The 19,987-nt window shown below is 59.8% G+C and carries 15 protein-coding genes and 5 pseudogenes; 9 read left to right on the top strand and 11 right to left on the bottom strand.

The genetic code is table 11. The features are described from left to right. The first annotated feature begins 256 nt into the window (after positions 1 to 256). Positions 257 to 1,343, top strand: a pseudogene (locus G3A56_RS16580) (LacI family DNA-binding transcriptional regulator). A 45-nt stretch (positions 1,344 to 1,388) separates the two neighbouring features. Here G3A56_RS16580 and G3A56_RS16575 read toward each other — a convergent pair. From G3A56_RS16575 to G3A56_RS16565, 3 genes are read right to left on the bottom strand one after another with little or no spacing between them, the layout of a single operon-like run. Beyond that, positions 1,389 to 2,339: an ornithine cyclodeaminase gene (locus G3A56_RS16575; protein ID WP_052821140.1), complete on the bottom strand. Its 951-nt coding sequence runs from the start codon at positions 2,337 to 2,339 to the stop codon at positions 1,389 to 1,391. A 10-nt stretch (positions 2,340 to 2,349) separates the two neighbouring features. Then, on the bottom strand, positions 2,350 to 3,060 hold the full coding sequence (locus tag G3A56_RS16570) for a UTRA domain-containing protein (protein WP_052821139.1): 711 nt from the start codon (positions 3,058 to 3,060) through the stop codon (positions 2,350 to 2,352). Between the two features lie 12 nt (positions 3,061 to 3,072). Then, positions 3,073 to 4,074 carry an SIS domain-containing protein gene (locus tag G3A56_RS16565; RefSeq protein ID WP_052821138.1) on the bottom strand — a complete coding sequence of 334 codons (1,002 nt, stop codon included), beginning with the start codon at positions 4,072 to 4,074 and terminating at the stop codon, positions 3,073 to 3,075. Between the two features lie 130 nt (positions 4,075 to 4,204). On the opposite strand from G3A56_RS16565, the gene G3A56_RS16560 reads away from it, so the two are divergent. The 5 genes from G3A56_RS16560 to G3A56_RS16545 all read left to right on the top strand — a co-directional run bounded on the left by G3A56_RS16560 (position 4,205) and on the right by G3A56_RS16545 (position 8,031). Then, complete coding sequence (locus G3A56_RS16560) at positions 4,205 to 5,092, top strand: PfkB family carbohydrate kinase (protein WP_052821160.1); 888 nt, start codon at positions 4,205 to 4,207, stop codon at positions 5,090 to 5,092. Between the two features lie 117 nt (positions 5,093 to 5,209). After that, positions 5,210 to 5,485 (top strand): type 2 periplasmic-binding domain-containing protein, encoded by a 276-nt coding sequence (locus G3A56_RS28985; RefSeq protein WP_246231363.1) that lies wholly within the window; start codon positions 5,210 to 5,212, stop codon positions 5,483 to 5,485. After that, the gene (dctP, locus tag G3A56_RS16555) at positions 5,452 to 6,213 is read left to right on the top strand and encodes a TRAP transporter substrate-binding protein DctP (RefSeq protein WP_246231369.1); all 762 of its coding nucleotides are present in this window, start codon (positions 5,452 to 5,454) and stop codon (positions 6,211 to 6,213) included. Before G3A56_RS28985 ends, dctP begins: the two co-directional genes overlap by 34 nt. 79 nt (positions 6,214 to 6,292) lie before the next feature. Continuing rightward, on the top strand, positions 6,293 to 6,760 hold the full coding sequence (locus G3A56_RS16550) for a TRAP transporter small permease (RefSeq protein WP_052821136.1): 468 nt from the start codon (positions 6,293 to 6,295) through the stop codon (positions 6,758 to 6,760). Continuing rightward, on the top strand, positions 6,757 to 8,031 hold the full coding sequence (locus G3A56_RS16545; RefSeq protein ID WP_052821135.1) for a TRAP transporter large permease: 1,275 nt from the start codon (positions 6,757 to 6,759) through the stop codon (positions 8,029 to 8,031). Before G3A56_RS16550 ends, G3A56_RS16545 begins: the two co-directional genes overlap by 4 nt. A gap of 135 nt (positions 8,032 to 8,166) precedes the next feature. On the opposite strand, the pseudogene G3A56_RS16540 reads toward G3A56_RS16545, so the two are convergent. Then, a pseudogene (locus G3A56_RS16540) lies at positions 8,167 to 8,826 on the bottom strand (DNA polymerase ligase N-terminal domain-containing protein); the annotation flags it as partial. Positions 8,827 to 9,324: 498 nt separating this feature from the next. Between G3A56_RS16540 and G3A56_RS29645 the strand changes: the two are divergent. Continuing rightward, positions 9,325 to 9,753, top strand: coding sequence for a transposase (locus G3A56_RS29645; RefSeq protein ID WP_425503363.1), 429 nt, complete (start codon positions 9,325 to 9,327; stop codon positions 9,751 to 9,753). 385 nt (positions 9,754 to 10,138) lie between these two features. Here G3A56_RS29645 and G3A56_RS28970 read toward each other — a convergent pair whose 3' ends face one another. Next, complete coding sequence (locus G3A56_RS28970; RefSeq protein ID WP_225339657.1) at positions 10,139 to 10,609, bottom strand: transposase; 471 nt, start codon at positions 10,607 to 10,609, stop codon at positions 10,139 to 10,141. Positions 10,610 to 11,677: 1,068 nt separating this feature from the next. Then, positions 11,678 to 11,962: pseudogene (locus G3A56_RS16525) on the bottom strand (transposase); the annotation flags it as partial. A 79-nt stretch (positions 11,963 to 12,041) separates the two neighbouring features. On the opposite strand from G3A56_RS16525, the pseudogene G3A56_RS16520 reads away from it, so the two are divergent. Further along, a pseudogene (locus tag G3A56_RS16520) lies at positions 12,042 to 13,592 on the top strand (ISL3 family transposase). 115 nt (positions 13,593 to 13,707) lie between these two features. Here G3A56_RS16520 and G3A56_RS16515 read toward each other — a convergent pair. From G3A56_RS16515 to G3A56_RS16495, 5 genes are all read right to left on the bottom strand, one after another. Further along, a complete protein-coding gene (locus G3A56_RS16515; RefSeq protein ID WP_225247032.1) occupies positions 13,708 to 14,223 on the bottom strand; it encodes a hypothetical protein in 516 nt (171 codons plus the stop codon). Then, entirely contained in the window at positions 14,220 to 14,750 is a 531-nt protein-coding gene (locus G3A56_RS16510; protein WP_052821344.1) for a YidB family protein, read from the bottom strand. Before G3A56_RS16510 ends, G3A56_RS16515 begins: the two co-directional genes overlap by 4 nt. 126 nt (positions 14,751 to 14,876) lie before the next feature. Continuing rightward, positions 14,877 to 17,027, bottom strand: a complete 2,151-nt coding sequence (gene katE / locus G3A56_RS16505) for a catalase (RefSeq protein WP_052821345.1) — start codon at positions 17,025 to 17,027, stop codon at positions 14,877 to 14,879. 72 nt (positions 17,028 to 17,099) lie between these two features. Continuing rightward, entirely contained in the window at positions 17,100 to 17,603 is a 504-nt protein-coding gene (locus G3A56_RS16500; protein WP_052821346.1) for a YciE/YciF ferroxidase family protein, read from the bottom strand. Between the two features lie 45 nt (positions 17,604 to 17,648). Then, positions 17,649 to 18,152, bottom strand: a complete 504-nt coding sequence (locus G3A56_RS16495; RefSeq protein ID WP_082186164.1) for a DUF3597 domain-containing protein — start codon at positions 18,150 to 18,152, stop codon at positions 17,649 to 17,651. Positions 18,153 to 18,616: 464 nt separating this feature from the next. Between G3A56_RS16495 and G3A56_RS16490 the strand changes: the two are divergent. Further along, positions 18,617 to 19,911: pseudogene (locus G3A56_RS16490) on the top strand (Nramp family divalent metal transporter). Positions 19,912 to 19,987: the final 76 nt, after the last annotated feature.

Below are 19,987 nucleotides of genomic sequence, written 5' to 3'. Positions count from 1 at the left end.
GCCTCCTTGTTATGCGAAACCCGGCGGGTCCGCGATTGCGTTCTCCGGTTCCCCTTGCAATCATTTAGAGAACGTTCTCACATATGAGGCACGGCGAATATCCATCCGTCAAGCGTCATCTTTCAGATGACCGGCTTTATGGAGCGTTGAAAACCACTGTCGATCTGCTAAAGCCAAAAAACAGCTACCGTTTTCTTCCGACCAGACATGATAAGATTCTCATTCCGGCAGACCAAAATATGAGAGGAATTGCCAGTTGGCTCCTAAAAGCAAGGCGACGATCACCGATGTCGCACGTGCAGCAGGTGTTTCCACGGCGACCGCGGGGCGCGTGCTGGGCGGTTACGGCTACACCAGTGACGACAAGAAAGAACAGGTGCTCAAGGCCGCCCAGAAGCTGGGCTATCGGCCCAATGCGCTGGCGCGCAGCCTCATTACCGGCAAGACACGAACTATCGGCGTCGTGGCCGGTGATATTCAGAACCCGTTCTACGCTTCGGTTCTGCGCGGTATTTCAAACGTCGTGGAAGCCAACGGTTTCGGGCTGCTGATCACCAATAGCGACGAGTCGCAATCCAAGGAGGTTCACTCGGTGGAGCTTCTGGCGCAGAAGCAGGTGGATGGGTTGATCGTCACCCCCAGCGACACGCGCAAGGCGCGGCACCTGCACAATCTGCGGGCATGGGCGTGCCGCTCGTTCTGATCGACCGTGCTGTCGCCGGTCTGATGGTGGACCGCGTGGCGACCGACAATATCGCCGCTGCCGAACAGGCCGTGCGCTATCTGATTGCCGCCGGTCACCGGCGGATCGGCATTGTTGCGGAACTCGTCGATCAGGAGAGCGACGGACTGGACGGGTTTCTGGCGCGCGCTGTCGCGGGAGATCCGATCGAAAGCGAAACGCTTTATCCAAGTTGGCAGCGCCTTCTTGGTTATATCCGTGCGCACCGGATTGAAGGCTTGCCAGTGGACCCACGCCTGACGATACGGGCGGGAGGCTATTCTGCCAGCGCCGCTCAGGCTGCGCTCCCCGGCTGATGAAAGTCCCGGACCCGCCGACGGCTCTGTTCACGACGGACGGCACTATGTCCGAGGGCGCCATGCGAGGGCTCTCCGAGTTGAAGCTTTCAATTCCAGAGGACCTCTCGATCATCTGCTTCGACGATCTTGACTGGATGAGCTTTCATCGCCCCGGCATCACCACCATTGCACAGCCGCGCCTCGCCATGGGCGAGGCCGCTGCACGGATGCTGCTGGAGCGCATTCACGGCGAGGATTATCCACCACGCACGGTGCTTATGCCCGCCGAGTTGATTGAACGCGGCTCTGTCGCACCATTGTGATCGCCGCCACCATGGCAACGACCTCCCGGTGAGGCCCCACCCACATCATGGAGCAGTTGCGTTGTGCGTCGCCATAAGTGCCGCGACGGTGAATAGATCGAGATGGGCACCGCCGACGTTCTTGTAGATGGTGATCTCGTCTTCGGAGATCCGGCCCGGATGCCTTGCCTGCGCCAGATCGAACATATCGGCCGTGACAGCATCCCAGCCGAGAATGCCGGATGCGACCGGCTGCGCCAGATCGCCGGCACCTTCCATGCCGCGCCGGGTGTCGACGAAAATCGTTCCGCGCTGCATGGCTTCGTCGTCGGCTTCCCGAAGCGTCGTCATGTATGCCCCGATCAGGTCGAGATGCGCGCCGGGCCGCAACAAGGCACCCTTGACCAGCGGGGTATCCGACATCGTGACGCACGAAATGATATCGGCCTCGCTGACCGCCTGATCGAGATCAGTTGCCACCGCGGCATTCAGCCCATCGGCCTTCAGCCCCGCCACCACCGCCTCGGCGCGTGCCGGGGTGCGGTTCCACACCAGAATACGATCGACCGACGGACGCGCCGCCGAATGGGCGTGGGCGACGTGAGGGGCAAGGGCACCTGCTCCGACCACGAGCAATGTCCGGGCGTCATGGCGGGCCAGGAGACTAGACCCGAGTGCGGAATCACCGGCCGTCTTGCGGGCTGTCATGGCCGCCCCGTCGGCCACCATACGCGGCGCGCCTGTCGCACCGTCAAATGCGGCGACGAGGCCCTGCACTGAAGGCTGCGGAGGTTGAAGTTCGGCATTGCCGGGAAAGACACCGACCATTTTCACGCCGATCAGACCTCCGGGAATCCAGCCCGGCAATGTTACGAACTGGTTGCCGCTGCCACGCGGGTCGGATTGCAGCACGACATCGGAGGCAGGCATTTCGCCCAAGTGAGCGATGCGAAGCGCTTCGATCAGCAGGGGCCAGGCAAGGGTAGCGTGAACGGCATCGGCATCGAAAACGAGCATTAGGAAACTTTCAGCTTCTCATCGTGAATGTCACGAGGTGGCAAGGTGTCACAAGTCTCGAGAAGGAAATCGGCCGGTCACCGGCCTCGAAAACGGTCTTCTCGATCCGGTAGACGGGTTGCGAGGATGGAATGGCGAGGATCTGCGCTTCCTCGCGGGTGGCGAAACCGACATCGAACTGTCGCTCGGCACCGGCTGGCTGGATGTGCATGCGCTCGCGCAGCGTAGTGAAGAAGGAACCGCCGTCGCGAACAGGCTGGATAGCGCCTTCCAGTCGTTCGGCATCGAACCACAGCGTCTCCAGCGTCATGGGACGGCCATCCACTTCGAGCACGCGCTCGAAGCGGGCAAGCCGTGCCGCCGCAAGGCGTCCGCCAGCGGCGGCGGCATTGTCGTCTATCCCGAAAGACAGAATGCTATGGCTGCTCCTGCGACCAAGGCCGCTCATCGTTTCCGTGAAGCCGGAAAGGGTCACCAGCGTCTGGCGAACCTTGCGCGGTGCGACGAGCGTGCCTCTGCCTTGTTGCCGAACGAGGTGTCCCTCGGCACAAAGCTCCGAGATCGCGCGGCGGAGCGTGATACGGCTGACACCATGCGCCGCGCAAAGTTCAGGCTCGGCGGGCAGGAACCCGCCTTCGCCAAGAACGCCGGATTCGATATCCGCCAGAATTGCACGTCGCACCCGCTCATAGAGCGGTATCAGCTGTTCATGCTCGTCCATCAGCCATCCGTGTCAGTAGGAGATCTTCTTCATGTAGCGTCGCGCTTCCAGCATTTCGTGCTTGCGCAGTTCGGCGATCTTGTAAGCGAAACGCCAAAGGGTGTCGAAGAAAATGAGCGGGACGACATTGCCACGGAATTGCGGATCGATACCGTCGAGATCGAGCTTTTCAGCATCGAGAACAAGAATCTTCTCCGCCGAGCCGAAGCGGTGGAGGAAGGTGTCCGCCCGGTCTTCAAGCGCACGGGTGCTGTCCAGCCCCTTCATGAGAATAAAGGCGCGGTCCTTGTCGAGCACCTCGAACGGACCATGGAAGAACTCGTTCGCATGGATCGCCTGGCTGTTGATCCACTGCATTTCCATCAGCACGCAGATGGAGAAGGAATAGGCTGCGCCGTAGCTGGCGCCGCTGGCGACGGTGTAGACGACGTTCTCTTTGGCAAAACGCGGGGCGTAATCATCGAAAAGCGGCGCGAAGACGAGCTGTGCCTTGTCGATTGCGACCTGAAGCGCGGCGAGGCTTTTGATCAACGGCTCAGTCAGGTTTTCGCCGCCGGTGAGCGCGACGACGCCCATGACAAGCTGGTAGATGCGGGAATAGTTGCTGTTAACGGCATCGATCGGAACGCCGGTCGTGTAGGGGGCCTCGAAGCCGACGACATGATCGCAAGCATTTGCGAGCGGCGAACCCGGCTCGACCGTCAGGCCGATCGTGGTTGCACCCTTTGCACGGGCGAATTCGGCGGCGGCCGTCGTTTCCTTCGTCGTGCCGGTCATCGAGCACAGGATAACCAGCGAGCCGGGACCGAGCAGTTTTGGTGCGCGGGCAACGAATTCGGCAGCGTTATAGACATCCGAAGCAATCGCCGCATGCTGATCCAGCAGGAATTTTGCAGGATGCATGATGGAAAGCGAACCGCCGCAGGCAACGAAGAAGACGTGGTGGATTGCGCTCGCGTCAAGGGCACCAAGGGCTGCAAGCACCCCTTTGTCGAAAGTGGATGGCAAGGTCATTTTAAAGCCTTTCTCGATATGACGTTATAATACGTATTATTTTTTTGCCGGGACGTGTCAAGCGCAATTGACAGGCTTGAAACAATTGTGCGAACGTTCTCTTAAATGAGCAAGAGGGATGGGAACGAGCATGACAAACGAACCATTCGTTCTGGCGTTCGGCGACAACGTCGTCGATTGCTACAGTGACGAAAAGGTCATGTATCCGGGTGGAAACTGCGTCAATCTCGCAGCGTTTGCCCGTCGTGCCGGTGCACGCTCCGCCTATGCCGGAGCCGTTGCCGACGACGCAGCCGGACGTGCGATCCGCGATGCGCTGGCCAGAGAAGGGGTTGACGTTTCACGCCTCCGCTTTCTGCCGGGCGCGACCGCCTACTGCGTGATTGAGCTTCAGGATGGCGACCGTGTGTTCGCAGGGGCCAATCTCGGTGTTTCGATTATCGCGCCCGAGACGGCCGATCTTGAGTTCGCCCGCCAAGTCGACGCGCTGCATACCGGCCGTTCGAGCCATATCGATGCGTGGATACCGTTGATCGCCGGGCTGACGCGCGTTTCCTACGATTTTGCGACGATCCGCGACAGGGCTCACATCGCACCGCTGGCGAAGCATTGCTTTCTTGCCGCCTTTTCCGGTGGTGATCTCGGGCGCGACGATGCCCTCGCGCTTGCTGAATTCACCCGTGATGCTGGCGCGCATTGGGTTCTGGTGACGCTCGGCGACCGTGGTGCGTTACTGCTCGGTGCCTGCGGGCTGAGCGTTGTACCCGCTGCCATTGTCGCGCCGGTCGATACGCTCGGAGCAGGTGATAGCTTCATTGCGCGCACGCTGGTCGGACTTCTGCGCGCGGAAGCGCCGGAGGAAGCCCTCGCCGCTGCCGCGCAGACGGCTGCCCTCACCTGCCTCGCCAAGGGCGGCTTCGGCCATGAAAGTCCCATGGACGTCGATATTTCGACCGCCATGACAATTGATGAAATCTATCGCACGACGAAACCGGCCCCCAGTCCGGTGGATGCCTGAAACGTGCGCTGGAACGCCATGCCCAGGGAAGGGCCTGGCGTCATGCCTGCCAGCGCAAGACCTGCACTGGTTCGAGATACAATGACAACAACAAACCCTGATCAGAGGAGGGGCAACATGACCACTTTGAAGACGACGCGCCGCGGTGCAATCGCTGGCGGACTGTTCCTTGCATCGGCTCTCCTGTCGGCCCCGGCCGTCGCCGAGAACGTGACGATACGCATCGCGACCGTCAACGCGCCGACCAGCGAATCCTACAAGGGTGCGATGGCCGCAGCCGAACGCGTCAAGACGCGGACCGAAGGCCGTGTCTCGTTCCAGGGCTTCCCTCGGGCCAGCTTGGCAGCACGACCGACTCCATCGAGCAGGCGAGCCAGGGTCAACCCGTCATGACCTTCACCTCCGCCTCGTTCCTGTCGACGTTCGGCGTGCCGGAGCTTTCCGTCGTTGAAGGCCCCTTCATGGTTTCCAGCACGGATGAAGCCGAAAACATTGCGTTTTCCCCACTGATGCAGGGCTTCTACGACCGTCTTGCGAAGGACGCAGGCATTCGCCCTGTGGCGCTGAACTGGTTTGACGGTCCGCGCCATATGATCGGCGACAAGGGCTATCCGGCGCCGACGGACCTCAAGGGCGTCAAGATGCGTGTTCCCCCCGTCGAAAGCTGGCTGAAGACCTTCCAGCCTCTCGGCGTCGTCGCCACCACTGTCGAAGCGGGCGAAGTCTATTCGGCGCTTTCCCAGGGTGTTGTCACGGCTGCAGAAAGCCCGCTGACCGGCCTTCGTGCCTCGGGCTGGCAGGAAGTCGTCAAGCACATCACGCTGACCGGTCACTTCAATCTCTTCACCGGATGGGTGATGAGCGAGGCGGTTTACGCGAAGCTGAGCGACGGCGACCGCGCCATTCTGATGGAAGAGTTCAAAACCGGCGGTCAGGACCTGACGAAGCTGTCGGCCAAGCTCGAAGGCGAAATCCGCACGGCGTTCGAAGCACAGGGCGTGACCTTCCACACCGCCGACATCGAGGCCTATCGCAAGGCCACGGCCGGATACTATACGAGCTTCCCGAAGTGGCCTGCGGGTCTCTTCGAACAGGTTCGCGCGGCGGCGGTGGCCAAGTAAAGGGCCGGTTGGTAATCTGAAGGAAGGGCGGAGGCGCTTGCACGCCTTCGCCGCCACCCACGGATTTTGGGAGCGTTCAATGCGTAGTCTGATCCGCCTTTTCGGCGTCGCGCTTCCGGCGGTGACGACCGGAGCGATCGTCCTCGTGGTTTTCGCGGATGTCATCGCCCGCAATTTCTTTCAAGCCCCCATTCCCTGGGCACACGATCTCGCGGTCGTGATGATGGCGGTCACGGTCTGGTTCGGTCTTGCGGGCGCCTGCATGTCCGACCAGATGTTCGGCATCGCCACCGTCGTGGAGCGGTTGCCGCCGCGCTTGCAGATGGCCGCGATGGTTGCCGCCGATCTGTTGACGATCCTGATCGCCGCCGCCGTTGTGCGGGCCGCCTATGCACAGATCTCCACCGCCCGCTTCACGACGTTTCTGGCGCTCGGTTGGCCGAAATGGATCATCGCGGCCTTCATTGCCGCCGGCATGATCATGATCATCATCGTGCGCCTTCTTGATATCGTTGCCCGCCTGCGTGGGGAGAAGAATTTCCAATGACCCTGACCGCTATCGCCTTCGTCGTTCTGCTGCTGCTCGGGCTGCCGGTCGGTTTCGTCATGCTCGGCGCCTCGATGATCTATTTCTTCCAGAACCCGATGATGGCGAGCATCGTCGCGCAGCGCATGGGTTCGGCGCTCGAATCCTTCCCGCTGCTGGCCGTGCCATTGTTCGTGGTGGCCGGTTGCGCCATGGCGCGCGGCGGCATTGCCGACCGGCTTTACGGCTTTGCCGAAACGCTCGTCGGTCACTGGAAGGGCGGGCTGGCGCAGATCGCCGTGGTGAACTCGCTGTTCATGGGTGCCATGTCCGGTTCCGCCAATGCGGATGCCGCCATCGATGCGCGAACCATCGTGCCGGTGATGCGTCAGCACGGCTATACCAACGCCTATGGTTCGGTGGTCAGCGCCGCATCAGCCCTGATCGCGCCGATCATGCCGCCATCCATCGCATTGATCGTTTATGGTCTCCTGACCGATACCTCGATAGGGCGCCTGTTCATGGGCGGCGTCATTCCAGCCTTCTTCATCGCCGCCGCGTTGATGCTGACCGTGCGCTGGTGCGCACGCCGCCATGGGCACACGCAGGCGAGAACGGAACGTGCAAGACCGCGTGAAATCTGGACCAAGGGTCATGCAGCACTCTGGGCGCTGGCCATGCCGGTTCTCTTGCTGTTTGGTCTGAGGACCGGCTTTTTCACGCCGACGGAACTCGGTGCATTCGCCGCGCTCTACGCATTTTTCGTCGGCGCCGTCATCTACAAGGGCCTGTCCTTTTCCGACAGCTACGACCTGCTTCGTGAATCGGCGCTAACGACGGCGGGCGTCATGTTCATCGTCGCTTCCGCCTCGGTCTTCTCGCTGATCCTCAGCCTGGAACAACTGCCGCAGATGCTGGTGTCGCAACTGCTCGGCATTTCGGAAAACAAATATGTCGTTCTGATCGTCATCAACATCGCGCTGCTTGTTCTCGGTACGATTTTCGAGGGATTGGCGATCATCATCATCCTGGGCCCGTTTCTGCTCGATGTGGCGACCAGTCTCGGCATCGACCCCGTTCATCTCGGCGTCGTGCTGGTCTTCAACACGGCCATCGGCTCGGTCACGCCGCCCATCGGCACGGTGATGTTCACGGTCTGCTCAATCACCAAATGCTCCATCGAGGATTTCTCAAAGGAATTCCTGCCGTTTCTCGCAGTCCTTGTCGGTCTTCTGCTGCTCTTCACGCTGGTGCCGCCAATCATCACATTCCTGCCAAACGTGCTGATGTAAGGTGGTGTGCGGCCAGCTACATGTCGGACGTGCTCAAGGGGCGCGCAAGTTGATGTAATGAGCTGGTCAAGTGAAAAATTTGGTCCAAGTTTTCGTCCGCACCCCCACCGGCTCACTTCTGCGCGGAAACCAACAATTGCTGTCCCAGACGGCGTCGGCCTGCACATCGCCGCTCTGCACCATGAACGGTTTTGGTTTCTTTCCTTTACCGGCGGCGATGGCGGCCATGGTTCTGCCCGAGGCAACCGACGTGTTGTTTTCGTCAAGGATGGCGGCGCCGTTTTCATCGACCGAGAAGTCGTCGCGATGCTTGATCAGCAGCCAGTTCGTCCGTTTGCCCCCGTCACGGTCATTGCGCATCCGCACCAGCACGAAGCTGCCATGCAGCCGCTCCCCTTCAAGGGTAAACTTGAAGTCGCCCTTGGCGAGAGCCTGCTCGGGCGTCCTGTTGCCTTCCGGCTCCCAGTAGCCGCGGTCCCAGAGCATGACCGTGCCGCCGCCATACTGGCCTTTGGGAATCGTGCCTTCGAAGTCACCATAGTCCAGCGGGTGGTCTTCCACCTCCACGGCCAGACGCTTGTCCTGGGGATCGAGAGACGGTCCCTTGGTCACAGCCCAGGACTTGAAGACGCCGTCGAGTTCGAGGCGCAGGTCATAATGGAGCCGCGTGGCGTCATGCTTCTGGATGACAAAGCGCCGGCGGTTTGAAGCTTTCAGCTTCGTTTTTCCGCTTGGCTCCTGCGTCTTCTGAAAATCGCGTTTCTGCCTGTAGGTCGAAAGCTTGTCGTTGGCCATGGGTATCCCCGTAAATAATCAGCCTGCCGTCCCTGATGGAATGAGGCGTGGGCAGGACAGAGAGAGGCGCTCAACTGCCCAGCCGAAAACAGGAGCACCGCCCACTATCTCAACAAGCAAAATCAATTATTCCAGGTTTTGTTCCGAGGGGGCGGAGGAGGGCAAATGGCTCGTCTTCAGCCGTACTTCCCCAAGAGCGATGGTCGCCAGCGCGTCGATGATCGACGCGTTCTGAGCGGCATCATTTTCGTCAACCGCAACGGCCCAGGTGGTGCGATGCGCCAAAGGAATATGGCCCTTCCAAGACGCTTTATAACCGCTGGAAACGTTGGGGTGACAAGGGCATCTTTCTCCAGATGATGGAATGCTTGGCTGTGCCCGAGGCTGCAGAGCGCATGAACATCATGATCGACGCGACCTATCTCAAGGCCCACCGCACGGCTTCCAGCCTGCGGGTAAAAAAGGGGGCTCAGGCCGCCTGGGCGCACGAAAGGCGGCATGAACACCAAGCTTCATGCCATAACGGATGCGATTGGTCGCCCGATCATTTTCTTCATAACGGCCGGTCAGGACAGCGATTACACCGGTGCCGCCGCCTTGCTTGATGAACTTCCCAAGGCCAAATGGCTACTGGCCGACCGTGCTATGATGCCGACTGGTATCGTGACGCTTTACAGGCGAAGGGGATCATCTCCTGCATTCCGGGTCGGAAGTCCTGCAACAAAGCCATCAAATACCGTAAACGCCGGTACAAACGGCGCAACCGGATCGAGATCATGTTCGGGCGTCTCAAAGACTCGCGGCGTGTCGCTACCCGCTACGACAGATGCCCAATGGTCTTCCTCTCCGCCACCGCTCTCGCTGAAACCGTTATCTTCTGGCTCTGATCAACGAGTCCTGAACCTAGGAAAGTCCCGAACGCTTTAGGTGTCCGAAAACTGCTGCATTTGATTGGTTCTACAAGTTTTCGGGTGCGGGGCGTCTCATAGCATTTCCACCCCACCCTGTCTCCTGCAAGGCGTCGAAATGGTTGGGGGCCACGCACGTCAGGGCAAATAATGTAACCCGGATGTTCCTTCCTCTTGAAAATCGCGGAATATCTGCCGAGTTAGCCGGATGCTGCGCGCTCGTGACGGAGAACAATAGGTTGGCGTGCCATGCTTCAACCGCCTGCTTGACGGGGCGCAGAAACCGGCGGTTATCGTCTATTTGAGAACGGAGGGCTGACGCCTTTTGATGCTATTTTCCATCCGAAGAGAAGGGTCGCAAGACATAGTCGCGACTAATCGTGGAATCATGGGCGCCGGTAAGATCAATCCATCCCGCATCCCGCCCAATGACGGCGCCAATCATGACAAACAGGGCGACCATCATCAAAAGGATCAAGGAAAACAAGACAGGTGGCAGCACTCTTTTGCACCCGAAAAGAAATATTGCAAGGGCGTTGGCTCAATGGAGGGTCGGACAGCCCGAAGACTGGCCGACCCTGCAGCGACGTGACTTCTGGGCACGTACTCATTGCAATGCAGGATTCGCCGGTGTTCTTCAACCCTCTATCGATCAGCATACCGGAATTGGACATGCGAACCCTACCAACGGATTGCCCCATCTTGCTGACACCACCCAGTCGGGTCTTGCCTCCCGTAGAGTGCTGCCTGGGCACAAGGCCAAGCCAGGCAGCAAAATTCCGGCCGCTCTTAAATGCGCGAAGATCTGGAGCAAATGCGAGGATCGCGCCGACGGTCACGGATCCGACGCCGGGAGCAGTGCAAAGTCGACGCATATCTTCATTCGCTTTGATCGCTTCTCGAAGTTTCAGCATCAGCCCGTCGATTTTCTCGGTCAGCAGCCTGATCTGATCCAGGTAAAGCTGGCCCATCTCTCTAACTCCAGTAGGAAGATCATTTGTCTCATCGGCCAGAATTCCCACTACCGCAGTGAGATTGGCGGGTCCTTGAACAACGATGATCCCGAATTCGCCAAGATGTCCACGCAGCGCATTGATGAGCTCGGTACGATGGCGCACGAAGCACTGGTGCGTTCGAAACGCCACCGCTCGGGCTTGATGTTCAGCCCTTGACCTCGACATAATGCATGTTCGCTCGTTGTGCAGCCTCGATCGCCGCTGCATCGGCTGTGTCGTTCTTCTGACGTTTGACAAACGGCTTCACGTAGATCGGAGGGAATCAGCCTTACATTATGGCCACAGCGTTGAGCAAAGCGGCCCCAAAAATGGCCGGTGGCACAAGCCTCCCGCTCCCCTCGCGTACAGTCGCCCTGTTCTCCTGTCGTGTTTTTTAAGGTTGCCGGTATTGCCGGCGGGGTTAGCCTTGAACCGTCGCATCTTTCCAACGGGTAGCGGCATAGATGCCCGGCGCTTACGAGGAGCGTCGGGCCTCATTCTTTTTGAAGACTATAAGTTACAGTTGAAACGTAAGCTTCGCGCAACCTATCTGCGCTATCTTCTATTCCAACGACACGAATGCCAAGAACAGGCATCATAGAATGCAGCGGCGTTGCGAATAGCGCCTAAGCGTGAGCTCGTCACCCGCCAGGTGACGGGCTTTTTTGTTCTCACCTGTGCCCAGGAACGTTTGGTTTTTTAGCGAATTGAAACATTGCCGTCGGTGTTCCAATTCCGCAGCGGCGCGAGGCCCGCTCGATTAATCTCCAACGAGATCGGCGGGCCTCACTTTTTTGAGTGCGACGGGAAGCGTTTCCCGAGCCATTGTAGTCTTGGAGTGCCCGTTTCGGCGGACATGCCAGTTTGATTTAGCCCTGATGAACTGCCGAGGGGAAGCCATTTTGAGCGCGGATGGGGATGGATTTCGTTACTTGATCTCGCCGTGCGACGCTCGATCAGATTTGTCGACTGAAGCTTTGCCCAGTGCTGCTTGGGAAAGGTCATGTAAGCGAGGACATCCTGTTCGGCACTATCCATCAGCGTAGCGAGTTTCGGAACCTTCGGCCTGATCTGGTCGGCGACACTGCGCCATTGGGTGCTCGCCGCCGCTGGCGTGTCCTGAGCAAATGCCGTGGCAATGAAGGCGGACACGACGCGACGTCCGCTCTTTCCGGCTTGGACCAAGGCATTGCGCATGAAGTGAACCATGCATCTCTGCCAGGTTGTGATTAGGCATGGAGTAAGGGGTCTGACTCAATCTTGATGATGTTTTAGATTCCACTGGCCTGGTTTTTCACGGAGAACCAGCGCCATGCGAGCCCAGTTTCGGCTTTCCGATCTGATCCCAGCCGAGCTGACGTCAAGTCAGTGCACCACACATCCGATGCGATGGTCATCGCCGCATACGGTCATTCCCCAGGTTGCAAGTGTCCCGAATGCGGTACGACCTCCCATCGCGTTCATAGCCGCTATCCTCGGATGATCGCCGATCTGCCGTGTGCGGGCCGAAGGATCGAATTGCATCTGACGGTCCGACGCTTCGTCTGCAATGTCGTCCATTGTCGCCGAAAGATTTTCGCCGAGCGTTTCGGTGATGGCGTGATCCGACCGATGGCCCGCCGCACGGCACGCCTAGAGACCTTAGTTTACCATCTCGCTTTGGCATTGGGTGGTCGGCCAGCAGCACGGTTCGCAGATCGTCTCGGGTTACCGGTTAGCAATGACACGCAGCTTCGAACCGTTCGCCGATATGATCGCCCACCACCACCGCCGCCAAGCGTTATCGGCATTGATGACTGGGCGTGGCGTAGCAATCACCGATATGGCACGATTATCTGCGATCTGGAACGGCGAAAGACGATCGCGTTGTTGCCCGACCGAGAATCCTCGACCGCAAAGGCCTGGCTGGTTGAGCAGCCGCAAATCAAAATCGTCGCAAGAGACCGCGGCGGCGGATGTGCACAGGCCGCTGCGCAAGCCCTGCCACAGGCCGAACAGGTCGTCGACCGCTGGCATCTCATGGAAAATGCTAGCCACGCCTTTCTTGACGCCGTTCGCAAGTCGATGCGGCAGGTGCGCCTGGCAGTTGGAACAGCAACCGTAAGCCCTAAGCTTCTGACTGCCGCCGAGCGTTTGCAATATGAGGGCTATCTACGGCGTGAAGAGACTAACTCTGTCATTCGTGGGCTCGTCGGCGATGGCGTGTCCATCAAGGAAATCGTGCGCAGAACAGGACATAGTCGTAAGCTCGTTCGCAGTGTCATCCGTGGTCAAAGGACCGACATCTTCCGAGTCCGGCAAACTTCGCTCGAACCACACCTCCCGTGGCTCGAAGCGCAATGGGATGCCGGATTACGAAACGGCGCTGAACCTTGGGCGGCAGCTTGGCTGGCTGGTTTTGGCGGCGGTCTCCGCGTCGTCACGGAATGGGCAACACGACGAAGAAGGGCCGAAAAGGCCGAGAACGGGCTCGGTCACGCGCCAGCAGCACGCACCATCGTCCGCCTGATGACCCTTGAGCGCAACAATTTGACCAAGGCGCAGACGATGATGGTCGCAGCGATTGAGGAGCAGCTACCAGACCTTGTCGACGCAAGAAATGTTGTGGAGAGCTTCCACGAAATGCTGCGGCGCAAGTCTAAAGATGATCTGGACACATGGATCAACTGCGCCGCAGCAAGCTTAATCTCTCCATTCGCGAACGGCGTTATCCGCGATAGAGCAGCGGTTCAAAATGCAATCACTTCAATTTGGTCGAACGGCCCGACAGAGGGCCACATCACCAAGCAAACTCATCAAGCGCCAGATGTACGGGCGCGGGAAACTGGATTTGCTTGAGGCACGTATCGTCGGAGCACCCTGATGTCATCGAAATTGCGTCAGACCCCCCGTTACGACGCCGATTGACAATGACGCTGATGGGCGCCGAAGCCAGCAAGGGAAGCCGCGAGGGCCAGTGAATTGAGCTAACGCCGGGTCTAGCGGGTCAGCCCCCAGACATAACCCAATAGCGCGGCAATACTTACGGCTGTTAGCGGACGCTCCCGAATGCGGCTCTCAGCGTCGCGAACTGCGGATCGGGCTTCCGCCTTCATCAGTTCGACACCGCCCTCGGCGATTTCAAGCAGGTTTTCCCTCAGTCGGGCGACGTCCCGACGCAAAGCGCGGACTTCCTCCCCGGCATCGAGAACCTCAGAGTCAATTTGCGACTGGCTCTCCAGTGCGGCGTCGACGCGTGGGTAGTCCCGATCCTCTGCAAGTTCCGCGGCGCGCGCTGGGGAACCTGCGTCTGCGGTCTCCGCTCGGCCCGCCGGGATCGAGGTGATCGTTGCAGACACGGGATCGGAACCAGGGAAGGTGGCCTCTAGCCCCTTATCGAGGGTGCCGGCGCTCGCTGCGGAGCGCTGCCGCTCCTGCTCCTCGCGCATCAACTGGACGGCTGGCGAATTGTTCGGTTCGGACATCGTGTTCTCCGTTCGAGAGGTAGAGTTCATGCGGTCTTGCCCGTCGACAGCGCGCTGGCCGAGCGAAGGAAGTCGTCTTCTTCGCTCGGCACTTTGCCATCGGGCGTAAGGTCGTCCACGGCCTTCGGCAGATCGCGCGTCAACCGATCGAGGATGTCCTCGCGAGACAGGCCCGTCTTGGCCGTGAGTTCGTCGAGGACGTCCGGGCCGAGAGCCTCCGAGAGCTGTCCTCGCTCAATGGGAGCGTTCGGTCCCGGCTGGACCCACGTATCTGCCTTGTCGCCGTGGCCGTTCTGCTGAAACGTCTTCAGAAGGTCGCCCAGGCCGCCGCTGAGGATGCCGCCGGTCGTCAGGCCCCCGAGTAGGTCTCCAAGGCCGCCTTGTCCCCCAAAGAGACCACCCAGGCCGCCGTCCGCCTTATCGGTCGGGCGAGAGGCGTCGCCGCTTTGAGGCTGCCGGTTCTGAAGCCCGCGCAGCACCTCCGCGATCTTGTCACGGTTCTGGTAGCCTGCCACGGCGAGCGCTCCCAGCAGCGCTTTCATAGGTCCACTCATCATTGATCTATCTCCTGTGTTAGCTTCTTCCGGTGTGTTGCCGCTCCGTGGAACGACAACACTGGAAGAGGTCTCACGTTCCTCACTCCTTCGACGGAGGGGGGCGGACACGGGGTCCTCGCCTCATGTTCACTTCACCGGCGGAGACGCCTTGCCGAGCTTGAGCGCGGGTTCGCGCCCCCAGACCCGAAGCTTGCCGAGCTCAGACACGAAGGCGGCAAGTCCTTCTTCGCCGGGAAGGATGATCATGCCCTCGTCGAGGACATCGGTGATCCCGGCTTTGACGAGCAGCGGGAAGGCGCTCTCGTCGTAGCCGATGAACTTGCAGTGCTGGAATGCATCCGCGACGAAGTCCCGCGCGGTCGCCTCCTTTACCAGATCCTCGATCGCGGCGGGCGAGGCGAGGACGGCAACGGCGTCGAACAGCACCGACGGACCACCGTCGATCATATGCTGGGCCTCGATCCAGGAGCCGTCGGACGCGGTCACGCCGCCGACCTTCGGCGCGATCAGCTCGACTAGAGCCTTCTCCTTTTCGATAGCGGTCTTCAGCCCCTTCAAGAGCTTCGCATCGACCCCGTCGGTGACGAGCACACCAAGCTTGCGGCCCTCGAACCGCTTCGGACCACGCTCGACGATGCTGAGGGCAGGAGAGGGCTCGAGATCCTGGCGCGTCGGCATGGCGGCGTCCGCTGCTTTCGGCATCGTCTGGATCCCGAGCTTCTGCGCGACAGTGGTCGCGAGCGTCTCGTCAATGTTCAGGAGATGGGAGATCATCCGCTCCCGGATGGCGACCGTTTCCACCTTGCTCAGTTCGAAGGTCAGCGCCATGGCGATGTGCCGCTGCTCCGGCGGCGTCTGGCTGAGAAAGAACTGGCGAGCCTGGCTGTAATGGTCGGCGAAGCTCTCCGGGCGCAGCCGCACCTTCGAACCGTTCTCCTCGGCAGGGAAGTGGCGATAGCCTCTCGACGGAGATTCGCGCGGACCTTCACCAAAGGAGTTCGGCTGGTAGTTCACCCGGCCGGCCGGGTTGCGCATCGCCATGTGCCCGTCCTGCTGAAAATTGTGGAAGGGACACTTCGGTGCGTTGATGGGAAGGTGCGTAAAGTTCGGACCGCCAAGGCGCTTTAGCTGCGTGTCGAGGTAGGAGAAGTTGCGGCCCTGAAGCAGGGGGTCGTTGCTGAAGCCGATGCCCGGCGGCACATTCTGGGTCATGAATGCGACCTGCTCGGTCTCCGCGAAGAAGTTGTCCGGCATGCGGTCGAGCACGAGACGGCCGATCGGCTTCACGGGCAGGATTTCCTCAGGGATAATCTTCGTCGGATCGAGCACGTCGAAGTCGAAATTGTCGGCAAACTCCTGATCGAAGAGCTGCACGCACAGCTCCCATTCCGGGAAGTTGCCGGACTGGATCGACTGCCAGAGATCGCGGCGATGGAAGTCGGGATCGGCCCCGTTGATCTTGACCGCTTCGTTCCATGCGACGGACTGCAGGCCGAGCTTCGGCTTCCAGTGGAACTTGACGAACGTGGATTCGTCCTTTTCGTTGACAAACCGGAAGGTGTGGACGCCGAAGCCTTCCATGAAACGAAAGGAGCGAGGGATCGTCCTGTCGGACATAATCCACATGACCATGTTCATGCTTTCCGGCGTCAGGCTGATAAAATCCCAGAAATTGTCGTGGGCGGTCTGCGCCTGCGGGAAGGCCCGGTCAGGTTCCTGTTTGGCAGCGTGCACCATGTCGGGGAATTTGATCGCATCCTGGATAAAGAAGACCGGGATGTTGTTTCCGACGAGGTCCCAGTTGCCTTCCTGCGTGTAGAACTTGACGGCAAAGCCGCGAACGTCGCGCGCCAGGTCGGCGGAACCCTTGTTGCCTGCGACGGTTGAGAAGCGCACGAACACGGGCGTCTTCTCGCCTGGTCGCTGGAAGATGTCGGCGCGCGTGACGTCCGACAAGGTTTCGTAGGTCTCGAAGAAACCGTGGGCGCCATAGCCACGCGCATGCACCACGCGTTCCGGAATGCGCTCGTGGTCGAAGTGGAATATCTTCTCGCGAAAATGAAAGTCGTCGACCAGAAGCGGACCTCGCGGGCCGACTCGAAGCGAGTTCTGGTCGTCGGCGACCGGCCCGCCCTGCGACGTGGTCAGGACGTCGGCGCCATCCTCCGCGATCTGATGCAGCTCGCCGCCCGCGCCGCGGTGAAGCTGCTGGTCGTGAATGGTGACGGTGTCGGTAGATGAGGTCGAGCAGGAAGCCCGCGTCGTGCGCTTTGCCATGGTTGTCCCCGATGATGGTGGCCGGATGTCAAAAAAGGCCGTCTGGACGGCCTTCTCGTGAGTTCAGATGGTTTAGGCTGCCTTGCTTTTGCCCTTGGCATTCGCAGACGCCTTTGCGAGCTGCGTCAGCTTCTTGTCCGTCGCTTCCTCTTCGGCAAGATTTGCCTGAAGGAGCGGCACGGCATCCTTCAGACCGAGCTGCTTAGCCCACTCGATAAGAGTGCCGTAGCGGGCGATCTCGTAGTGCTCGACCGCCTGGGCGGAGGAGATCAGGCCAGCGTCAAGAGCCGGAGATTCCTTGAACTCCTCGATTATCTCCTCGCCTTCGGCGATGATGCCCTGGATGGCCTCGCAAGTCTTACCTCGCGCCGGCCTGCCGAGCAGTTCGAAGACCTGCTCAAGGCGTTCGATCTGGCCCTGCGTCTCGTCGTGATGCTGAAGAAAGCCTGCTTTGCCTTCTTCCGACTGCGCGGCGCGGGCCATTTTCGGAAGGGCCTTCAGGATCTGCTTTTCAGCGAAATAGATGTCCTTGAGCGTATCGAGGAACAGGTCGTCGAGTGTCTTGGTGGCTGCCATTTCATTTCTCCCTGTTGATGATTTCTAACTTAACGATGACTGCGATCAGTCGAGCAGGTCGGCCGGTACCTTGCCGCCGTTTTCCGACAGCTTCTTCATGAGCGCCTTGTGAAGGAAGGTATTCATTTTCGCGCTGTCATGGGCGTCGCCGGAATAGCCGAGTTCCTGAGCAAGCTCTTTGCGCTCTTCGAGGCTCGCGTCCATGTCAAGCGCCTTCATCAGGTCGACGATGGAGTGCCGCCAGTCGAGCTTCTGGCCTGACTTCTTCACGGCTTCGTTCAGAATGGTTTCGACATCGACGGAGGAACCGCTGCCGGCCGACTGAGAGGGCTGCGCGGACGACGGGGCTGCAGGCTGGGTTGCGGAAGACGACGAGCTTGCCGCCGGAGCGGCCGCGGTCGTCGACGGTGCGGGCGACGAAGACATTGTGGAGGCCGGCGCGGAAGAAGACGGTGAGGTCGAAGATGCGGACGAGTTTGATCTCTGCGGAGCAGATGCAGCATGTGCTTCGCCAAAGATTGCGTGCTTGATACGGTCGAAGATGCTCAAAGTGATCCTCCTTGTCTGAGCGGGTGAGGACGTGGCCTGAAACGGAGCTGCGATACTTGGCGTACCGAAATCACCACGAAAGGATTCATGAGCCTGTCGTCCCAATAATCACGTGTCCGTGAGTGCCATTTAACGCGGTGGAGGCGTCAAGGTTCCGCGCCCTGAACGAGTGGGAATAAATTTCGTCGCCAGCACCGATGACAACGTCTTATCACCTCCGTGATCGACCCACAGCGTCCAGCCTCTCGACCTGCTGACAAGGCGGTATTGTTTCGAAAGAACAAGCACTTCGTAGCCATGCCAGCGAATCCTGTGTCCCGAGGTAGCCGTGAATCCGCAGTCTCCCGATCATCCACCGCGCCAGGAACGAGCGGACGTCTTGTCGGGAGGCTGTCGATAGGCGTCGTAACGGGACCCCTTATCGGCTCCCAAAAGGGGCTCTGACGACTGATGTGAACACCTCAATTGACGGCCCGCTACCCGCGCCCCCTTCCGGGCATGCCACGTCGCGTCCGACATCAGGCTCGGTTCTGAAGAAGCTTGGCCCTGGCCTAATCACTGGAGCCGCCGACGACGATCCAAGTGGGATCGCAACCTACTCCCAGGCCGGCGCGCAGTTCGGCTTCAACATGCTTTGGACCATGTTGCTGTCTTATCCGCTGATGTCGGCAATCCAGCTTGTCAGCGCCAGAATTGGCCGCGTGACCGGATCGGGGCTGGCGGTCAACATGGGTGCCATCTGGCCGAAATGGCTCGTCACCGGGTTGGTCTGTCTGCTATTCGTTGCCAACTGCATCAATATTGGCGCGAACCTCGCGGCGATGGGTGCGTCGGTCGAGCTCGCGACGGGCATGCCGAGCCTGCCGATCACCATCTTCTTCGCCCTCTTGTCACTAGGGCTGCAGATGTTCATTCCCTATGAGCGATATGCCAACATCCTGAAGTGGCTGACGCTGGTCCTGTTCGCCTACATCGCCGTCCTGTTTGTGGTGAAGATCGACTGGATGGCGACGTTGAAAGGATTTGTCTGGCCAACCTTTGCCTTGAACAATGACAGCTTCACCGTGGTCGTTGCGATCCTCGGCACGACGATCAGTCCTTATCTATTCTTCTGGCAGTAGAGTCAGGAGGTCGAGGAGATCGATCGCAAGGAGGAAGCCAAGCCGCTTGAGGAGGCACCGCCTCAAGCTCCGAAAGAGCTGAACCGGATCGAGCTTGATACCCTCGCGGGATGGCCGTTTCCACGATCGTCGCTGTCGCGATCATGATTTGCGCGGCCGCGACGCTGCACGCCAACGGAAAGACCGATATCAACTCGGCCGCGGATGTCGCCGAAGCGCTGAAGCCGATCGCCGGCAATTTTGCCTTTGTCCTCTTCAGCCTCGGCATCGTTGGGACGGGGCTGCTGTCGATCCCGGTTCTGGCTGGCTCTGCGGCATATGCCTTCGCCGAAACGCAGGACTGGAAGGCGGGTCTCGACCACAAACCGTGGGAAGCCGTGGGCTTCTACGGCGTTATCGTGGCGGCGACCCTGTTCGGACTCAGCCTCGAATTTGTGCCGCTCGATCCGGTCAAGGCGCTGTTCTGGAGTGCCGTCATCAACGGATTTGTCGCCGTGCCAATCATGATCGCGATGATGATGGTCGTCAGCAGCAAAAAGCAGATGAAGGAGTTCACGGCTCCCATTGCCATGAAGATCTGCGGATGGGCGGCGAGCGGCGTGATGGGTGTTGCAGCGGTCGCGATGCTCATTGACTGATGCATGAGCCTTCAGGTTAATTGGCATTTTATTAATATTGTCGGCATCTAATAAACAAACGCGCTGATCGTTTTGC

The organism is Rhizobium oryzihabitans (assembly GCF_010669145.1).
Classification (GTDB): Bacteria; Pseudomonadota; Alphaproteobacteria; order Rhizobiales; family Rhizobiaceae; genus Agrobacterium; species Agrobacterium oryzihabitans.
This window is presented reverse-complemented; position numbering and strand designations above follow the sequence as displayed.